The organism is Streptomyces sp. NPDC051567 (genome assembly GCF_044454165.1).
Taxonomy (GTDB): domain Bacteria; phylum Actinomycetota; class Actinomycetes; order Streptomycetales; family Streptomycetaceae; genus Streptomyces.
In genome coordinates, this window is the sequence record NZ_JBITDK010000011.1 from 36,856 (window position 1) to 55,040 (window position 18,185).

At 74.2% G+C, this 18,185-nt stretch carries 13 protein-coding genes; 9 read left to right on the forward strand and 4 right to left on the reverse strand.

Translation table 11 applies throughout. The features are described 5' to 3' along the window. The first annotated feature begins 148 nt into the window (after nt 1–148). From ACIA5F_RS14900 to ACIA5F_RS14910, 3 genes are all read left to right on the forward strand, one after another. The gene (locus tag ACIA5F_RS14900; protein ID WP_399352796.1) at nt 149–1,861 is read left to right on the forward strand and encodes an acyl-CoA synthetase; all 1,713 of its coding nucleotides are present in this window, start codon (nt 149–151) and stop codon (nt 1,859–1,861) included. Between the two features lie 239 nt (nt 1,862–2,100). Beyond that, on the forward strand, nt 2,101–3,504 hold the full coding sequence (paaK, locus tag ACIA5F_RS14905; RefSeq protein WP_399352798.1) for a phenylacetate--CoA ligase PaaK: 1,404 nt from the start codon (nt 2,101–2,103) through the stop codon (nt 3,502–3,504). Between the two features lie 71 nt (nt 3,505–3,575). Beyond that, nucleotides 3,576–4,403: a YhjD/YihY/BrkB family envelope integrity protein gene (locus ACIA5F_RS14910; protein WP_399352800.1), complete on the forward strand. Its 828-nt coding sequence runs from the start codon at nt 3,576–3,578 to the stop codon at nt 4,401–4,403. Between the two features lie 32 nt (nt 4,404–4,435). Here ACIA5F_RS14910 and ACIA5F_RS14915 read toward each other — a convergent pair whose 3' ends face one another. After that, entirely contained in the window at nt 4,436–5,326 is an 891-nt protein-coding gene (locus ACIA5F_RS14915) for an AMP-binding protein (protein WP_399352802.1), read from the reverse strand. A gap of 302 nt (nt 5,327–5,628) precedes the next feature. On the opposite strand from ACIA5F_RS14915, the gene ACIA5F_RS14920 reads away from it, so the two are divergent. After that, the gene (locus ACIA5F_RS14920; RefSeq protein WP_399352805.1) at nt 5,629–8,121 is read left to right on the forward strand and encodes a penicillin acylase family protein; all 2,493 of its coding nucleotides are present in this window, start codon (nt 5,629–5,631) and stop codon (nt 8,119–8,121) included. A gap of 157 nt (nt 8,122–8,278) precedes the next feature. On the opposite strand, the gene ACIA5F_RS14925 is transcribed toward ACIA5F_RS14920, so the two are convergent. The 3 genes from ACIA5F_RS14925 to ACIA5F_RS14935 all read right to left on the reverse strand — a co-directional run bounded on the left by ACIA5F_RS14925 (nt 8,279) and on the right by ACIA5F_RS14935 (nt 12,329). Continuing rightward, complete coding sequence (locus ACIA5F_RS14925) at nt 8,279–9,415, reverse strand: calcium:proton antiporter (RefSeq protein WP_399352807.1); 1,137 nt, start codon at nt 9,413–9,415, stop codon at nt 8,279–8,281. Nucleotides 9,416–9,621: 206 nt separating this feature from the next. Continuing rightward, nucleotides 9,622–11,187, reverse strand: coding sequence for an acyl-CoA synthetase (locus ACIA5F_RS14930; protein WP_399352809.1), 1,566 nt, complete (start codon nt 11,185–11,187; stop codon nt 9,622–9,624). Continuing rightward, nucleotides 11,184–12,329, reverse strand: a complete 1,146-nt coding sequence (locus ACIA5F_RS14935; RefSeq protein WP_399352811.1) for a nitronate monooxygenase — start codon at nt 12,327–12,329, stop codon at nt 11,184–11,186. Before ACIA5F_RS14935 ends, ACIA5F_RS14930 begins: the two co-directional genes overlap by 4 nt. A gap of 149 nt (nt 12,330–12,478) precedes the next feature. On the opposite strand from ACIA5F_RS14935, the gene ACIA5F_RS14940 reads away from it, so the two are divergent. From ACIA5F_RS14940 to ACIA5F_RS14960, 5 genes are all read left to right on the forward strand, one after another. Further along, complete coding sequence (locus tag ACIA5F_RS14940; protein ID WP_399352813.1) at nt 12,479–14,368, forward strand: serine hydrolase; 1,890 nt, start codon at nt 12,479–12,481, stop codon at nt 14,366–14,368. Nucleotides 14,369–14,515: 147 nt separating this feature from the next. Further along, entirely contained in the window at nt 14,516–15,160 is a 645-nt protein-coding gene (locus tag ACIA5F_RS14945) for an RNA polymerase sigma factor (RefSeq protein ID WP_399352815.1), read from the forward strand. Beyond that, nucleotides 15,157–16,200, forward strand: a complete 1,044-nt coding sequence (locus ACIA5F_RS14950; protein WP_399352817.1) for a CU044_5270 family protein — start codon at nt 15,157–15,159, stop codon at nt 16,198–16,200. Before ACIA5F_RS14945 ends, ACIA5F_RS14950 begins: the two co-directional genes overlap by 4 nt. A 266-nt stretch (nt 16,201–16,466) precedes the next feature. After that, complete coding sequence (locus ACIA5F_RS14955) at nt 16,467–17,579, forward strand: acyltransferase family protein (RefSeq protein WP_399352819.1); 1,113 nt, start codon at nt 16,467–16,469, stop codon at nt 17,577–17,579. A 78-nt stretch (nt 17,580–17,657) separates the two neighbouring features. Next, nucleotides 17,658–18,104, forward strand: coding sequence for a nitroreductase family deazaflavin-dependent oxidoreductase (locus ACIA5F_RS14960; protein WP_399352821.1), 447 nt, complete (start codon nt 17,658–17,660; stop codon nt 18,102–18,104). The last annotated feature ends 81 nt before the right edge of the window (nt 18,105–18,185 follow it).

Consider the following 18,185-nt stretch of genomic DNA (forward strand, 5'->3'; position numbering starts at 1 on the left):
ACAGGTTGCAGGAGCGGCGGGCGCAGTTCAAGAGTTTGCTGACACCCAGTCAGATTTCTTGGGCGGCGCCCTTCCCAGTTCGGACCGGCGGCGCTCTAATGACCGCCGGGTGGAGCCGTCGTGACGATGTCCGGGGTCAGGAGGAACGGTGGAGTACAACCTTGCCGACCTGTTCGAGTCGGTCGTGGACGTGGTCCCGGGCCGTGAGGCCCTCGTGTCCGCGGACCACCCCGGGACGGGCGCCGTGCGCCGCCTGACCTACGCGGAGCTGGACGCGGCGGCCAACCGGGTCGCGCACCACCTGCTGGACAGCGGGCTGAAGGCCGGCGACCACCTGGGGCTGCACCTCTACAACGGGACCGAGTACCTCCAGACCGTGCTGGCCTGCCTGAAGGCCCGGCTGGTCCCGGTCAACGTCAACTACCGGTACGTGGAGGAGGAGCTGGTCCACCTCTACAACGACGCCGATCTGGCCGCCCTCGTCTTCGACGGCGAGTTCACCGGACGGGTGGCCGCCGCGCTGCCGCGGACGGCGGGGCTGCGGCACCTGATCCGGGTCGGGCCCGCGCCCGAGGGCGCGCCGGAGCCCTCGGTGACGCCGGTCGCGTACGCGGACGCCGAGGCGGCCGGTTCACCGGAGCGCGGTTTCCCGGCCCGCTCGGCCGACGACCTGTTCATCATCTACACCGGCGGCACCACCGGCATGCCCAAGGGCGTCATGTGGCGGTCCGAGGACCTCTTCTTCGCCGGGCTGGGCGGCGGCGCGCCGACCGGGCAGCCGGTCGCCTCCCCGCAGGAGCTGGCCGAACGGGTCGCGGCGGGCGGTGAGGGGCTGGTCTTCTTCCCCACTCCCCCGCTGATGCACGGCACCTCCACGCTGACCGCGTTCATCGCCTTCAACTACGGCCAGAAGGTGGTGGTGCACCGCAAGTTCGTGCCCGAGGAGGTGCTGCGCACCATCGCCGCCGAGCGGGTCACCTCCGTCTCCCTGGTGGGCGACGCCATGCTGCGGCCGTTGGCCGACGCGCTGGGCGGGCCGCTGGCCGGGACCGACCTGTCCTCGCTGTTCGCCGTCTCCAGCTCGGGCGCGGTCCTGTCCGGGACGGTGCGGGCGCAGTTCCTGGCCCTCGCGCCGAAGGTGATGCTGCTGAACAACTTCGGGTCCTCCGAGTCGGGTTTCAACGGGACCGCCACCGGGGACCCCACCGACCGGGCGTTCCGGCTGCGGATGAACGCCCGTACGCGGGTGGTGCACCCGGTGACGCACGAGCCGGTGCCGCCCGGCGAGCCGGGGCGGCTCGCGCAGCGCGGCCATGTGCCGCTCGGCTACTACAACGACCCGGCCAAGACGGCGGAGACCTTCTTCCGGCGGGACGGGGAGCGGTGGGTCCTGCTCGGGGACATGGCCACGGTGGACGAGGAGGGCCTCGTCACCGTGCTCGGACGCGGCTCGCAGTGCATCAACACGGGGGGCGAGAAGGTCTATCCGGAGGAGGTCGAGCAGGCGCTGAAGGCCCACCCGGACGTGTACGACGCCCTGGTCGCCGGAGTCCCGGACCCGGCCTGGGGCAGCCGCGTCGCGGCGGTGGTCCAGCTCCGGGCCGGCGCCCCGGAGCCGACCCTGGAGGAGATCCAGAGCCACTGCCGCACCAGGCTGGCGGGGTACAAGATCCCGCGCCGGCTCGTGATCACCCCTGCCGTCCAGCGCTCCCCGAGCGGCAAGGCGGACTACCGCTGGGCGAAGGCGGTGGCGACACGGACGACGCCCGGACAGCCGGGGCCGGGGGCTGGGCCTGGGCCTCAGCCGGAACCGGCCGGGCCCCCCGCCCCGGGCCCGGACGCGACCCCGCCCCGGACGTGAACCCTGGCCAGGACGCGAACCCGGCGCGCTAGCCGTACTGGGCCGTCGGCCCCGGGCCGCCCCCGGGCTGTTCCCGGGCTGTTCCAGGCCGCCTTCCGGTTCCTGCCGGAGGGGGTCGGCGGCGGGAACCGGAGGATGGCCTGCCATCAGGCGATCACTCGTTCGAGTCATTGATTTACCCGCCCGGGTCCGGCAGGCTACCGAATGATCGGTCGGTTGACTCACGGTGAGGTGGCGGCATGACGGCGTACGCGGATCTCCATGACGAGGGCGAGCGGCTGGGCCGCGACGAGCTGGCGGCGCTCCAGCTGGACCGGCTGCGCGCGACCTTGCGCCGCGTCTACGACCGGGTGCCCTTCTACCGGCAGTCCTTCGACAAGGCCGGGCTGCGGCCCGAGGACTGCCGCTCCCTCGCCGATCTCGCCCTCTTCCCCTTCACCACCAAGGCGGACCTGCGCGACCAGTACCCCTTCGGGATGTTCGCCGTACCGCGCCCCGAGGTGCGCCGCATCCACGCCTCCAGCGGCACCACCGGGCGTCCCACCGTCGTCGGGTACACCGAGGGGGACCTCTCCACCTGGGCCGATGTCGTGGCCCGGTCGATACGCGCGGCCGGGGGCCGTCCCGGCCAGACCGTCCACATCGCCTACGGCTACGGCCTCTTCACCGGTGGCCTCGGCGCGCACTACGGCGCGGAGCGCCTCGGCTGTACGGTCGTGCCCGCCTCGGGCGGGATGACGGACCGCCAGGTCCGGCTCATCCAGGACTTCCGGCCGGAGGTCATCATGGTCACCCCTTCCTACATGCTCACCCTGCTGGACGAGATGGAGCGCCAGGGCATCGACCCGGCCGCCACCTCGCTCCGGACGGGCATCTTCGGCGCGGAACCGTGGACCGAGGAGATGCGCCGGGAGATCGAGGGACGGCTCGGTATCGACGCCGTGGACATCTACGGCCTGTCGGAGGTGATGGGGCCGGGGGTGGCGCAGGAGTTCTCCGGGGCCAAGGACGGCTTGCACATCTGGGAGGACCACTTCTATCCCGAGGTCGTCGATCCGCTGACGGGCGCGGTGCTGCCGGAGGGGGAACCCGGGGAGCTGGTGTTCACCTCGCTGACCAAGGAGGCCATGCCCGTCGTCCGCTACCGCACCCGGGACCTGACACGGCTGCTGCCCGGTACCGCCCGGCCTGCCTTCCGCCGGATGGAGAGGATCACCGGCCGCAGTGACGACATGGTCATCCTGCGCGGGGTGAACCTGTACCCGACCCAGATCGAGGAGATCCTCCTGCGGACGCCCGGCCTGGCTCCCCACTTCCAGTTGCGGCTGACCCGTGACGGCCGGATGGACGCCCTGACCGTGCGGGTGGAGGCGCGCCGGGGGGCCGGCGCCGGGGTGCGGGAGAGCGCGGCGGCGGCCGTGGTCCGGGCCGTCAAGGAGGGCATCGGGGTCTCGGTCGGGGTCGAGGTGGTCGAGCCGGAGACCCTGGAACGCTCGGTCGGGAAGATCAAGCGCCTGGTGGACCTCCGCGGCCACCGGGACCTCCCCGCCGATCCTGATCCTGATCCTGATACCGGCACCGGCACCGGCACCGGCACCGGCACCGGCCGGGAGAAGGGGGGAGACACGCTTCCGGGCGCCTGAAACCACCCGTTCGGGGCCATTTGGGGGCGGCTCCCGGGAACCGCCGGAGCCGTGCGGGTAGGGCAAGGGGTGTGACCTCGATCCTCCGGCGCCTCCACGACCGGCTCCAGGGCTCCCCGGTCGGGCTGGCCTGGAGCCGCGGCCGGGAGATCGAGCTGCTGCACCGGGCGATGGGCTTCGCGGCCCTCGGGTTCCTCACCCTGGTGCCGTTGCTGGTGGTCGTGGCCGCCGCCGCGCCCGGCAGCGGCCAGGGCTTCGGCCGGTGGCTCGGCCAGGCCCTCGGGGTCACGGAGGCTTCGCGCGTCCGCGTCGAGATGCTGTTCGGCGCGGCGGACCTGGCCCTGGAGCGGACCACGGCCTTCGGGCTGGCCGCCGTCGCCGCCTTCGGCCTGACCTTCGGCTCGGTGGTGCAGACCGGGTACGAGAAGGTGTGGGACCTGCCGACCGCCCGCTGGCACACCATGTGGCGGCATGTCGTCTGGCTGGCCCTGCTGGTCTGCTACCTCGCGATGCTCGTGGTCGTCCCGGCGCCGTCCGACCACGGGGCCGGGATCGTCGTCGGCACCCTGGTCGACCTCTGCGGCACCTGCCTGTTCTTCTGGGGCTCCCAGCGGCTGCTGCTCGGCGGCCGGGTCCGCTGGCGGGCCATGCTGCCCGGGGCGGTGGCGACCACCCTCGGGCTGCTGGGGCTGCGCTTCTTCTCGCAGTTGGTGTTCTCCCCGCTGATCGCCTCGAACGCCGTGACCTACGGCCCCTTCGGCACCCTGCTGGTGGTCCAGTCCTGGCTGGTCGGCGTCGGCTTCGTCGTCTACGGCGGCGCCCTGGTCGGCCGCCTGGTCCACGAGCACCTGACCCTGCGGCGCCTCCGGGAGAACGGGCTCCTCCCGGAACCAGAGTGACACCGCCCGGCCCGGCAGCCCCCGGAGCGCCCCTACGGGGTCCGGTCGGCCACCGCGTGGAGGGCGAGGCCGGGCAGCCGCTGCCGCAGCCGGTCCAGGACCGGCCCCGGTGTGGCGGACGCGTCGTAGTACCCCTTACGCAGCCCGTCCGGTGCCCGCCGGCCGAGCTGCGGGTGCCCGGCCAGGGCGGTCCACACCGGCGGCGGGGCGAAGAGGCTGTCCGCCCGGTCCTCCTCCACCAGGCCGAGGACGTGCTCCGGGAGCGGCTCGTCCAGGATCGTGTTCCGCGCCCCCACGGCCAGGCAGGGCAGCAGGAAGAGGTGTGCCGGCGCCGGGTGGCCGAGCCCCGGCGCGTGGAGCGGCCGGTCCGCCTCGTCCAGGTCCAGCACCCCGATCATGTCCTCGTACGTCCGTGCGAGCATCCGGTGGGTCAGCGCCGTGCCCCCGGACCGGGCGGCGGTACCGCGGGGGTAGAGCAGTTGCACCACCTCGTACGGGTCCCGGTCGGGGTCGAACTCCTGCGGCTCGGCCAGCTCCGCCAGGAAGGAGCCGGGCGCGTCGCGCAGCGGCCGTACGGCGGGTCCGGCGGGGACGCGCCCCGCCAGGTCCGGATCGGCGAGCACCAGCGCGGGCGCGCAGTCGGCCAGGACGTGGGCGAGCTCCCCGCCGGTGAGGTCCGGGGCGACCGGGACCTGGGTGAGCCCGGCGCGGGCGCAGGCGAGGAAGGTGAGCAGGTGGGCGTCGCTGTCGCGGCCGAGGACCGCGACCCGGTCGCCGTCGCCCAGCCCGTACCGCTCGCGCAGGACGGCGGCGCCGGTGGAGACGGCCGCGTCGAGTTCCGCGTACGTCCAGCCGCGCCCGCGGTGGCGGACCGCCTCCCGGCCGGGCACCCGGCGGGCGCTCTCCCGCACCAGTCCGTCCACCGTGTTCTGCCGTACCGGCCTGTTCCCCCGTACCGGTCCGTTCCCGCGTACCGACGTGTCGCCCCGCACCGGCTGTCCCCTTCGCGCTGTTCCTGTGACGCGCGGGCCCGTCCCGGCCCCGCCGGAGGGTCAACGGACGGGACACCCCGGGGCGTTCCCGGACAGCGCCGGATGTTCCTCGTGCACCGTGCGCCGCCCGACGCCTCATTGACAGACCGGCGGCCCGCCTGCGTGAGTGGGAGGGCGCGGACGCGCCGCCCGTTCACCGGCGACCACAGCCGTCCGCAGGATGTTGGGGAGGCATGTTGCGTTTCCGCACCCGCCCGGTCCTTCGTCGCGTCGCCCTCGCGGGCGCCGCCCTGCTCGCCTCGACGGCCGCGCTCCCGCACGCCTCGGCGGCGGGCGGTGACCGGACGCCGTCCGGCGGCGGCCTGTCCGCCGTCATCCGGTACACCGAGAACGGTGTCCCGCACATCCTGGCCAAGGATTACGCGCACCTCGGCTTCGGCACCGGCTGGGCCCAGGCCCGCGATCAGGTCTGTGTCCTCGCCGACGGGTTCGTGACCCTCTCCGGGGAGCGTTCGCGCTGGTTCGGGGCGTCCGCCGCACCCGACGGCTCGCTCTCCTCGGCGGCCGGGAACCTCTCCAGTGACCTGTACTTCAAGGGGGTCCGGGAGTCCGGCACGATCGAGAGGCTGATGGCCGTGCCCGCGCCGGCCGGGCCCGGCCGGGAGGTCCGGGAGCTGATGCGCGGCTGGGCCGCCGGGTACAACGCCTGGCTCGCGCAGAACACCGTCACGGACCCGGCGTGCAAGGGCGCGGGCTGGGTCCGCCCGGTCACCGTCCCCGACGTGGCCGCGCGGACCTTCGCGATCTCCGTCCTCGGCGGCCAGGGGCGCGGCGTCGACGGCATCACGGCGGCGCGGCCCCCGGCCCGGGCCACCGCCCCGGGCCCGTCCGCCGCAGCCGGTACGGGCACCGCGGCCGGTACGGACAGCACGTCCGGTCAAGGCAGCGCAGCAGAGGCGGCCGATCCGGCCGCCGCGGCCGAGGCGGCCCGGGAGTTCTTCGACACCACCCGCTACGACCGGGGCTCCAACGCGGTGGCCTTCGCCGGTTCCACCACGGCGGATGGCGGCGGGCTGCTGCTGGGGAACCCCCACTACCCCTGGCAGGGCGGGCGCCGCTTCTGGCAGTCGCAGCAGACCATCCCGGGCGAGCTGAACGTCTCGGGCGGTTCGCTGCTCGGCACCGCGGTGGTCAACATCGGCTTCAACGAGAAAGCGGCCTGGAGCCACACGGTGGCCACCGGCACCCCCCTCAACCTCCATCAGCTCACCCTCGACCCGGCCGACCCGACCGCCTATCTGGTCGACGGGAAACCGGAGCGGATGACCGAGCGGAAGGTCAGCGTCCAGGTGGCGGGCGCCGGTGCGGTGACCCGCAGCCAGTGGTGGACCCGGTACGGGCCGGTCGTCTCCGGTCTCGGTCCGGGCCTGCCGCTGCCCTGGACGGCGGGCACGGCCCACGCGCTGAACGACCCCAATGCCCTGAACCTGCGCGGCACGGACACCGCCCTCGCCCTGGGCAGGGCCCGGTCGGTCGCCGGGATGCAGGAGGCCCTGAAGCGCACCCAGGGGCTGCCCTGGGTCAACACCGTCGCCGCGGACTCCGCGGGCGGCACCCTCTTCACCCAGTCCCAGGTGCTCCCCCGGATCACCGACGAACTCGCCGCCCGCTGCTCCACCCCGCTCGGCAGGGCCACCTACCCCTCGGCGGGGCTCGCGGTGCTGGACGGTTCGCGGAGTGACTGCGCGCCCGGCTCGGACCCGGACGCGGTGCAGCCGGGCGTGTTCGGCCCGGGGCGGGCGCCGACGCTGCGCGACGCCCCGTACGCCGAGAACTCCAACGACAGCGCCTGGCTGGCCCATGCCGACCGGCCGCTGACCGGCTACGAGCGGATCTGGGGCACGATCGGCACCCCGCGCTCACTGCGGACCCGGGGCGCGATCGAGGACGTGTCGGCGATGGCCTCGCGGGGCGGGCTGACGGTGGCCGACCTCCAGCGGCAGCAGTACGCGAACCGGGCCCCGGCCGGTGACCTGGCGGCGGCCGACGCGGCGCGGGCGTGCGCCGCCCTGCCCGGTGGTACGGCGGGTGCGGGCGACGGGAGCACGGTGGACGTCTCGGCGGCCTGCGGGGTGCTGGCCTCGTGGGACCGCACGACCGACACCACCAGCCGGGGCGCGCTGCTCTTCGACCGGTTCTGGCGCAGGCTGACGGCGAACACGGCTCCCCGGGACCTGTGGCTGGTGCCGTTCTCGGCGGCCGATCCGGTCCGCACCCCCCGTACGCTCGACCGGGCGGCGCCCGGGATCGGGCGGGCGCTCGCGGACACCGTACTGGAGCTGAGGGCGGCCGGGATCGCGCTGGACGCCCCGCTGGGCGCGCACCAGTTCGTGGTCCGGGGCGGGGAGCGGCTGCCGGTGGGCGGCGGGACCGAGGCGCTCGGCGTCTGGAACAAGATCGAGGCGCCGTGGAACGCGGCGGGCGGCGGCTACGCCGAGGTCGCGCACGGTTCCAGCCACATCCAGGCGGTCGGCTGGAACGGCGGCCGCTGCCCGGTGGCGCGCACGCTGCTGACGTACAGCCAGTCGGCGGACCCGGCCTCGGCCTTCCACGCCGACCAGACGCGGCTCTTCTCGCAGGAACGCTGGGTGACCTCGCGGTTCTGCGAGCGGGACATCCTGGCCTCGCCGCAGCTGACGGTGGTCCGGCCCCGCGAGCGGCGCTGACCCGGGGATGCACGAGCGGTACCGGCCTGCGGGCCTCCCGGGGGGTCCGCACGGTCCGTCCGGGAGGCCGTGGGCCCGCAGGCGCACGGCCCACGGGCTCACGGACGGTGGACAACGGACGGTGGACGGCGGGTCCGCCGGCTTACGGGCTACGGCCCTACGGGCTCACGGCGAGGAAGAGGTACGCGGCCAGCAGGACGATGTGGACGCCGCCCTGGAGGAGCGTGGCGCGGCCCGGGACGATGGTGAGGGCGCTGACCACGACGGTCAGGGCCAGCAGCACCATGTGGATCGGGTCGAGGCCGAGCATCAGCGGCCCGGAGAGCCAGACCGAGGCGAGCGCGATGGCCGGGATGGTGAGGCCGATGCTGGCGATGGCCGAGCCGTAGGCCAGGTTGAGGCTGGTCTGGACGCGGTCGCAGCGGGCGGCGCGGACGGCGGCCAGGGTCTCGGGGGCCAGGACGAGCAGGGCGATGATCACACCGACCACGGCGTTGGGCAGGCCCGCGTCGGCGACGCCCGCCTCGATGGTCGGTGAGACGGCCTTGGCGTTGCCGACGACCGCGACGAGCGCGACCAGCAGCAGGCCGAGGCTGATCAGGGCGGCGCGGGCGGTCGGCGGCGCGGCGTGCTCCTCCTCCCCCGCGGCGACGGCGGCCTCGGCTCGGGCGGCCTCCTTGCGGATGCGCTTGGTGTCCACGGGCAGGAAGTAGTCCCGGTGGCGGACGGTCTGGACGGCGATGAACAGCCCGTACAGGGCGAGGGAGGCGCTGGCGGCGAACGCCAGCTGGGGGGTGGAGAACTCGGGTCCGGGCTTGCTGGTGGTGAAGGTCGGCAGGACCAGGCTGAGGGTGGCGAGGGTCGCCACGGTGGCGAGGGCGGCGCCGGAGCCCTCGGCGTTGAAGACGGCGACCCGGTTGCGCAGGGCGCCGACGAGCAGGGACAGGCCGACGATGCCGTTGCAGGTGATCATGACGGCGGCGAAGACGGTGTCCCGGGCGAGGGAGGAGGTCTTGTCCCCGCCGTCGGCCATCAGGGTGACGATGAGGGCCACTTCGATGACGGTGACGGCGACGGCGAGGATGAGGGAGCCGAAGGGCTCGCCGACCCGGTGGGCGACGACCTCGGCGTGGTGGACCGCCGCCAGCACCGCGCCCGCGAGGCAGAGGGAGACCAGCACCACCGCGAGTGAGGGCAGCTCTCGTCCCCAGCTGAGGGCGAGCGCGACGAGCGCCGCCACGGGGACCATGACGGTCCAGTCGGTCAGGGGGGATCTGTGTGTTGCCGTACTCATATCTGCCAAGTTGCCAGAACTGTCCTTCCGGTGCGGCGTACGGCGCGCTCCGGCGGCTCCGACGTGGCACTTCTCACGCGGTCCCCGGGCGTGGCGGACGACCGGTCCCGCCGGGCGGGCCGCCGGGCGGATCGGGCCGGACCCGCTCGCCCGGCCGATCCGCCCGGCGAGGTCGCCCGCCGGGCCGTCACCTCCCGCACCCCGTGTCACACCGCGCGTTCGTGGCCCGCCCAGTACGGGTCGCGCAGCCGGCGTTTGTACAGCTTGCCGTTGGGGTCGCGCGGCATCGCCGCGGTGAAGTCCACCGTCCGGGGCCGTTTGTACCCGGCCAGCCGCCGTTCGCAGTGGCGCAGGATCTCGGCGGCCAGTGCCTCGCCCGCCGCGAAGCCGTCGGCCGGTTCGACGACCGCCTTGACCTCCTCGCCCCAGGTGGGGTGCGGGATGCCGAAGGCGGCGGCGTCGGCGACCGCCGGGTGGGTGAGCAGGGCCGCCTCGATCTCGGCGGGGTAGATGTTGACCCCGCCCGAGATGATCATGTCGATCTTGCGGTCGCGCAGGAAGAGGTACCCGTCCTCGTCCAGCACGCCCAGGTCGCCGACCGTGAAGAAATCGCCGATCCGGCTGGTCCGCGTCTTGGCCTCGTCCTTGTGGTAGCTGAAGCCGCCGGTGTCCATCCTCAGGTAGACCGTGCCGAGTTCGCCGGCCGGGAGCCGGTTGCCCTCGTCGTCGAGGACCGCGAGTTCGCTGATGGGCCAGGCCCTGCCGACGGTGCCCGGCTTCCTCAGCCACTCCTCGGCCGTGGCGAAGGCGCCGCCGCCCTCGCTCGCCGCGTAGTACTCCTCCACGCACCGGCCCCACCAGTCGATCATCGCCCGTTTGACGTGGTCGGGGCAGGGCGCGGCGCCGTGGACGGCGTGCCGCATGGAGGAGACGTCGTAGGCGTCCTTCACCTCCTGCGGGAGGGCGAGCAGCCGGTGGAACTGGGTCGGGACCATGTGGGTGTGCGTGCACGCGTGGTGGTCGATCAGGCGCAGCATCTCGTGCGGGCTCCAGCCGTCCATGAGGACCAGCGGGTGCCCGATGTGCAGGGAGGCGCCCGCGAACTGGAGGACGGCCGTGTGGTAGAGCGGTGAGCAGACCAGGTGGACGTTGCCGTCGAAGGGCCGGATGCCGAAGATCCCGAGGAAGCCGCCGAGGTGCGCCTCCTCCGGCCGCCGGCCGGGCAGGGGGCGGCGGATGCCGCGCGGCCTCCCGGTGGTGCCGGAGGTGTAGTTCATGACCTGGCCGAGGGTCCGCTCCCCGGGGGCCGTCCCGGGCTGTCCGTCGAGGAGCGCCGCGTACGGGTGGAAGCCCGCGGCCGTGCCGACGGCGTAGCGGTGGCTCGCGGGCAGGGCCGCCTCGTCGGCCGCGGCGCGGGCGGCCCCGGCGAAGCGCTCGTGGGCGATGAGGACCTTGGCGCCGGAGTCGGAGACGATCCAGGCGATCTCGGGGCCGACCAGGTGGTGGTTGACCGGGACGAGGTAGAAACCGGCCTGGACGGCGGCGAGGTAGGCGGTGAGGAACTCGACGCCGTTGGGGAGGACCACGGCGAAGGCGTCGCCCCGCTCCATGCCCGCGGCGCGCAGGCCGTGGACGAGGCGGTTGGCGTCGGCGTGCAGCCGTCCGGCACTCCATTCCTCGCCCCCGGGGGCGACCAGGACGGTGCGGCCGGGGTCGGCCTCGGCCTGGGCCCAGAAACCGTTGGGCGGCTGCGCGCCCGGGTGCTCGGTCATGCTGTTCCTCCCTTTCCCTCCTCCCCGGCCCCGGTTCGGCCGCGGCCGGCGATGCGGGTGATGCGGTCGACGGCTTCCTCGAAGCCGCGGGTGAGGTCGTCGAAAACGGCCTGGACACCGCGCTCGGTGTTCATCCGGCCGACGATCTGGCCGACCGGGGTCCCGAGCAGCGGCTGGACCTCGTACGTCTGGATGCGGGAGACGGCCTCGGCGACGAGCAGGCCCTGGAGGGGCATGGGGAGCGCGCCGGGGCTCTCCGGGCCGTCCCAGGCGTCGGTCCACCCGGTCCGCAGCTGGCGGGCGGGTTTGCCGGTGAGGGCGCGGGAGCGGACGGTGTCGCCGGAGCCCGCGGCGAGGAGCTTCTCGGTGAGCGCGCGGGAGTGGAGCTCGGCCTCGGTGGTGGTGAGCCAGAGGGAGCCGAGCCAGGCGCCCTGGGCGCCGAGGGCGAGGGCGGCGGCGATCTGCCCGCCGCTGCCGATCCCGCCGGCGGCCAGGACCGGGAGCGGGGCGACGGCCTCGACGACCTCGGGGACGAGGACCATGGTGGCGATGTCGCCGGTGTGGCCACCGGCCTCGTAGCCCTGGGCGACGACGACATCGATGCCGGCCTCGGCGTGACGGCGGGCGTGGGCGGCGCTGCCCGCGAGGGCGGCGACGAGGACGCCGTGGTCGTGGGCGCGCCGGACCACGTCGGCGGGCGGGGAGCCGAGGGCGTTCGCCAGGAGGGCGAGGGGGTAGTCGAAGGCGACGTCGAGCTGGCGGCGGGCGACCTGCTCCATCCAGCCGGTGATCCGCCAGCCGGAGGCCGCGCCCTCGGCGAGTTCGGGCACGTGGTACTTGGCGAGGGTGTCACGGACGAACGCGCGGTGCCCGGCCGGGATCATCGCCTCGACATCGGCCTCGCCGACGCCGTCGACGGCCTTCTTCGCGGGCATCACGACGTCGAGGCCGTAGGGCTTGCCGTCGGTGTGCGCCTGCATCCAGTCGAGGTCGCGCCTGAGGTCGTCGGGGTCGGTGTAGCGGACGGCGCCGAGCACGCCGAGGCCGCCCGCGCGGGTGAGGGCGGCGGCGACCGCCGGGAAGGGCGTGAAACCGAAGATCGCGTGCTCGATTCCCAGTCTCCTGCTCAGCTCGGTCTCCATGGGCGGCAGGATGCCGCAGGGCCGCATCCGGGGGAAGAGATTTTGCTGATGCAGCGTCAGATTCTTTACGGGCCGGGCGGTGCGGGCAGTGCGGGGCGGGCGGGCAGAGAGCACGTAGCGTGCGCAGGCAGGGAAGAGGAGGTCCGGACATGAACGGTACGGGCGGTGCGGGCGGTACCGGTGGTGCGGGAAGTACGGGCGGGACGGGAAACAAGGGGGGTACGGGCGGGACGGAAGCGGGCGGCGGCGTGGAAGCGGGCGGCGGGCTCAGCCGCAGAAGGCTCGGGGCGCGGCTGCTCGCGCTCGGCGGGGTGCTCGTCCTGCACGCCGCGCTGCCCGGCGCCGCGGGGGCGACGGACGGTCCGGCCGAGCGGCGCGCCCTCCAGGGCCTGCGGCTGCGGTACGGGTCCGCGCGCCAGGCCGGACTGGTGGACAGGCACCTGGAGGCGGTCGCGGACGAGACCCGGCGGTTCCTGGGCCCCTCCCCCGTCCGCCCCTACTACGCCGGGGCCGTGGTCCTCGCGGGCCGGGGCCGCACCGTCGCCCTGCACCGGGCCGTGGGCGACGCCGTCCGGTACGAGGACTACGACGGCCGGACCGACCTGGCCCGGGAGTTCCCGGCGCCCCGGCGCGTCCCGATGGCGAAGGACACCGTCTTCGACCTGGCCTCGCTGTCGAAGCTGTTCACCTCCGTCCTGGCCGTGCAGCAGATCGAGCGGGGCCGGCTGGGGCTGGAGGACCCGGCCGTGCGTCACCTGCCGGAGTTCACCGGCGGCGGCAAGGAGACCGTCACGGTACGCCAGTTGCTGACCCACACCTCGGGGCTGCGCTCGTGGGCGCCGTTCTACCTGGAGTCCACCCGGGAGGCACAGCTGAGGCTGCTGTGGTCGGTGCAGCCGCAGGAGACCCCCGGGAGCGTGTACCGGTACTCCGACCTGAACCTGATCACGCTCCAGCTCCTCCTGGAACGGATCACCGGCCGCACCCTGGACGTCCTGCTCCACGACGAGATCACCGCCCCGCTCGGGATGCGCCGCACGCGTTACCGGCCGCCGCTCTCCTGGCGCCGGGTCACCGCCGCCACCGAGGTGCAGCGCCCGCCCTGGTCCGGCCTGGACCGGGGGCTGGTGTGGGGCGAGGTCCACGACGAGAACGCGCACGCGCTCGGCGGGGTCGCGGGCCACGCCGGGGTCTTCGGCACCGCCTGGGACCTGGCCGTTCTCGCCCGCGCCCTCCTCGACGGCGGGGCCTACGCGGGCCGGCGCATCCTGAGCCCCGCCTCCGTCGAGCTGCTGTTCACCGACTTCAACACGGCCTTCCCCGGCGACGACCACGGCCTCGGCTTCGAGTTGTACCAGCACTGGTACATGGGCGCGATGGCCACCCCGCGCTCCGCCGGTCACACCGGTTTCACCGGTACCTCCCTCGTCCTGGACCCCTCCACCGACTCCTTCCTGATCCTGCTCGGCAACTCCGTGCACCCCGTGCGGAGCTGGCGGGCGGGAAGCGCGCCCCGGGTCGCGACCGGGAACCGCTTCGCCCGCGCCGTCCCGGTCCGTACCCGCCACGGCGGGCCCGCCTGGTTCTCCGGCATGGAGCCCGGCGGTTCGGGCACCCTGACCCTGCCGCCGCTCACCCCGGCCGGGGCCGCCGCCCGGCTGCGCTGCGCGCTCTGGTGGGACACCGTCCCCGGTGCGGGCGCCTTCCACCTGGAGGTCTCGGCCGACGGGCAGCGCTGGGAGCCGCTGGCGTTCACCACCGTACGGAGCACCGGGGGCTCCGCCGAGTCGTGGCCGCACGGCCGCGCCGACGGCTGGTCCGGCCGGGTCTGGCACCGCCTCGAAGCCCCGCTCGCCGCCTGGGCGGGCCGCGAGGTGCGGCTGCGCCTGCGGCACACCGCGACCGGGCGCTACGTCGGCCGGGGGATCTACGTGGACGCCGTCCGGGTGGCGGAACCGTCCGGCCTGCTCTTCGCCGAGGACCGCCCGGCCGACGCCGCCCGCGTCGAGGCCGTCGGCTGGACCAGGTCCTCGGACTGAACACGCCGGACGGGCCACACCGGACGGAATCCGTCGCGAGAACCGCGCCTGTCCGGCACCCCGCGGCGGGCGGCGCCGTACGGCCCGCACGCTGTGGGGTGCGTCACGTTCGGGGAACCCTCCCGGGCCGGCCGGACAGTACCTGGCATGGAGATGAGTGAACGCGCCCGGATACGGGCGGGAGATCCCGAGGCGTTCGGGTCCCTCTTCGACGACTACGCGCGGACGGTGTACAACCACGCGTTCCGGCTGACCGGGGACTGGTCGGCGGCCGAGGACGTCCTGTCCCTGACCTTCCTGGAAGCCTGGCGGCTGCGGGCGACGGTGGACCTGGACGAGGAGTCGCTGCGGCCGTGGCCGCTGGGCATCGCGACCAACACCGCCAGGAACACCCGCCGGGCCGCCCGGCGCCACGAGGCGGCCGTCGGCCGCCTGCCGCGTGAGCAGGTCCTGCCGGACTTCGCCGAGGAGCTGGTCGGCCGGATCGACGACGCGGGACAGATCGCGCTGGTCCAGGCGGCCCTGTCGCGGCTGCGCCGCCCCGAGCGGGAAGTGATCTCCCTGTGCGTCTGGTCCGGTCTGGACCACGCCGCCGCGGCCAGGGCGCTGGGCATCCCCGTGGGAACGGTCCGCTCCCGCCTCTCTCGCGCCCACGAGAAGCTCCACAGGTCCGCCGGGGCCGGGGGCGGCTCCCTGGTCGCGACGGGGCCCGACGGCCCGGAACCGGGCCGCGGACCGATGGAAGGCGGCCGCGTTCCCGCGGTCCGGCTCGCCCAGGAGGAGACCCGATGAGCCCCAGGCCGTCCCGGCCCGCCCCGGCCGAGCGCGAGGAGATGGCCCGGCTGCTGCCGGTTCCCGCCGAACGGGAGCTGCCCGCGGACCGTCACCGGTTCCTGAAGGACCATCTGATGCACGAGGTCCGGCAGAACACCGCCGCCGCCGCCGAGCGCCGTCGGCGTCGCAGGGCGTGGTCCGTGTCCGTCCCGCTGGCCGCCGGGGCCCTGGCCGCCGCACTGGCCGCCGGTCTGCTGACCGGCCCGCACCCGGACGGGGAGTCCGGCCCGGCCGTACCCGGGGCCCGCGCGGCGACGGCCTCGGTGCTGCTGGACCGGATCGCGGGCGTCGCCGCGGCCAGGCCAGCGCCCGCCGTCCGCGACGACCAGTACATCTACGTCGCCGGCAAGGTCGCCTACTCCACGGTGCAGGACGGGGACGGTCGCCTGCGCCTGGAGGAAGCGGGCATGTCCCATCTCTGGAGTTCGGTCGACGGGAGCCGTCCGGGCCGGGTGCGGCAGAGGGGCAAGGAGATGGACGTGATGACGATGGAGGAGGTCCCCGGCACGGGCAGCGGGAGCCGCCCGGCCGCACCGGGCGCCGGGCCGAAGGTGGTGAACCCGACCTACCGCTCCATGGAGTCCCTGCCCACCGACCCCGGCGTCCTGCTGAAGCTGATCTACGACGAGACCAGGGGCGCCGGCCCCGACCCGGACCAGGAGGCGTTCGTGACCATCGGCGACCTGCTGCGCGGGCAGCTCGCTCCGCCGGAGGTCAACGCCACCCTCTACAAGGCCGCCGCCCTCATCCCCGGTGTCACCGTCGTCGACGACGCCGTGGACGCCAACGGCCGTCACGGTGTCGCCGTCGCCCGCACCCATGCCGGCGAGCGCACCGAGTGGATCTTCGAAAGGCGCACGCTGGAGTTCCTCGGCGAGCGCGGCGTCCTGGTCGAGGACGGCCCGCGGGGCATGTCCGGCCAGATCACCGCCACCACCGCCGTCCTGATCCGCGCGGTCACCGACAGGCCGGGACAGCTGCCGCTCCACGCCGGCTGAGAAACCGTGCCGGTGTCCGGCGCTGCGGACACCGGCACGGCCGGCACGACGACCGCCTTCCTCCGCGGTCCCCCACCCCTTTCCCTCATGGCGTCCGCGGGCCACCCGGCGGACGCCACGTGCTGCCTCCGTACGGGCCCTTCGCCGCCCGCACGCGGTGAGGCGCACGCGAAATCTCCTGACAGGACTCTCCTCATGCACGTCCCGACACCTCCTCCGCCCCTCCGCACCGGCCTGCCGTGCCCCCGCACCGGGCAGGTGCGGCGATGACGCTCCAGGCATCCCGGCCCCGGACCGGGGCGGCCTCCGTGGAACCCGCCGCCGGAACACCCCTGCCGTCCCTGACCGGTATGCGCTGGGCCGCGGCCTTCGTGGTCTTCGTCTACCACGTGCGGAACTTCGGGTACTTCGGGGGCGAGGACGCCCGGATCATCGACTGGGCGTTCGGAGCGGGCGCGACGGGGGTCTCGTTCTTCTTCATCCTGTCCGGTTTCGTACTGGCCTGGTCCGCGCGCGGCGACGGTACGAGAATGTTCTGGCGGCGGCGTGCCGCACGGGTCTACCCGGTGCACCTGGTCACGGCCGCCGCGGCGCTGGTGCTCGCCTTCACCCTGGTACCGGGGCTGCGGCCCGGCGGTCCGGTGGAGGCGGCGGCCAACCTGCTGCTGGTCAGTTCCTGGAATCCGCAGTGGTGGCAGGCGCTGAACCCGGTCAGCTGGTCGCTGGTCTGCGAGGCGTTCTTCTACGCCGTCTTCCCCGCCCTGTACGCGGGTCTGCGCCGCATGGGTCCCCGCGCGCTGACCGTCCTCGTCGGGGCCTGCGTCCTGACGGTGATCCTGCTGCCCTGGGCGAACTCCACCTTCGCCCTGGACTGGTCGCTGTACTCCTTCCCCCTCGCCCGGTTCCCCGAGTTCGTCCTCGGCGCGGCGATCGGCCTCCTGGTCCGGACCGGGGCATGGCACGGACCGGGGTCGGAGGTGTCCATGGGGCTCACCCTCATCGGCTACTTCGGTGCCCATCAGCTGACCGGCGGCACCAGCTACGCGGCGTTCACGGTGATCGGGCTCGCCTGCCTCGTCCCGGCGGCGGCCCTCAACGACCTGCGCGGGACCGGGTCGCCGTGGCGGCACCGGTGGCTGGTGCGGCTCGGCGAGTGGTCCTTCGCCTTCTACATGGTCCACGTCCTTGTCATGCGGACCGCGGAACAGCTCTTCGGCTCGCGTCCCGAACTCGCGACGAAGCCGGCGCTGGTCTTCACCGCCGCCGTCTTCGGCGTGTCGCTCGCCCTGGCCTGGGCGCTGTACCGCTGGGTCGAACAGCCGGGAAGGCGGTGGATTCTGCCGCGGCGGGCCCGTGGGGGCGGGTCACCCGTACGGTAGGAGCGTCGTGCCCCGTGGGGGGCGGCATTCGTTGTCGAGGTTCACCCGACCGTTCAACGCGAAGGCAGGAGCATCCATATGACCGCCATCGACTGGGACCACCCGACCGACCCGAGGGAGGGCTGGCAGCGGGACCACGTCACGCTGTACACGAGCTCGAACGGTGCCGAGGGCCACCAATGGAACGGCACGCAGACCCTCCTGCTCACCACCGTGGGCCGCGTCTCGGGGAACCCTGTCCGGACGCCGCTCATCTACGGTGAGGCCGACGGCCGTTACCTCGTCGTCGCCTCCAAGGGCGGCGCCGCCGAGCACCCCCTGTGGTACCGGAACCTGAGCGCGCACCCGGAGGTCCGCGTCCAGGTCGGGCCCCGGATCGTCCAGGGCACCGCCCGCACCGCGACGGCCGGGGAACGCGCCGCGTACTGGCCGGTGATGGCCCGGCTCTGGCCCGCGTACGACGAGTACCAGGCCAAGACGGACCGTGAGATCCCGGTCGTCGTCATCGAGCCCTCGGACGCCTGACCCCCGCTGACGGGTGAGGCCCCGGCCGGGCCCGGCTGCCGGACCAGCGGTTCCGGCAGCCGGACGGCGGACCGTGGGCGG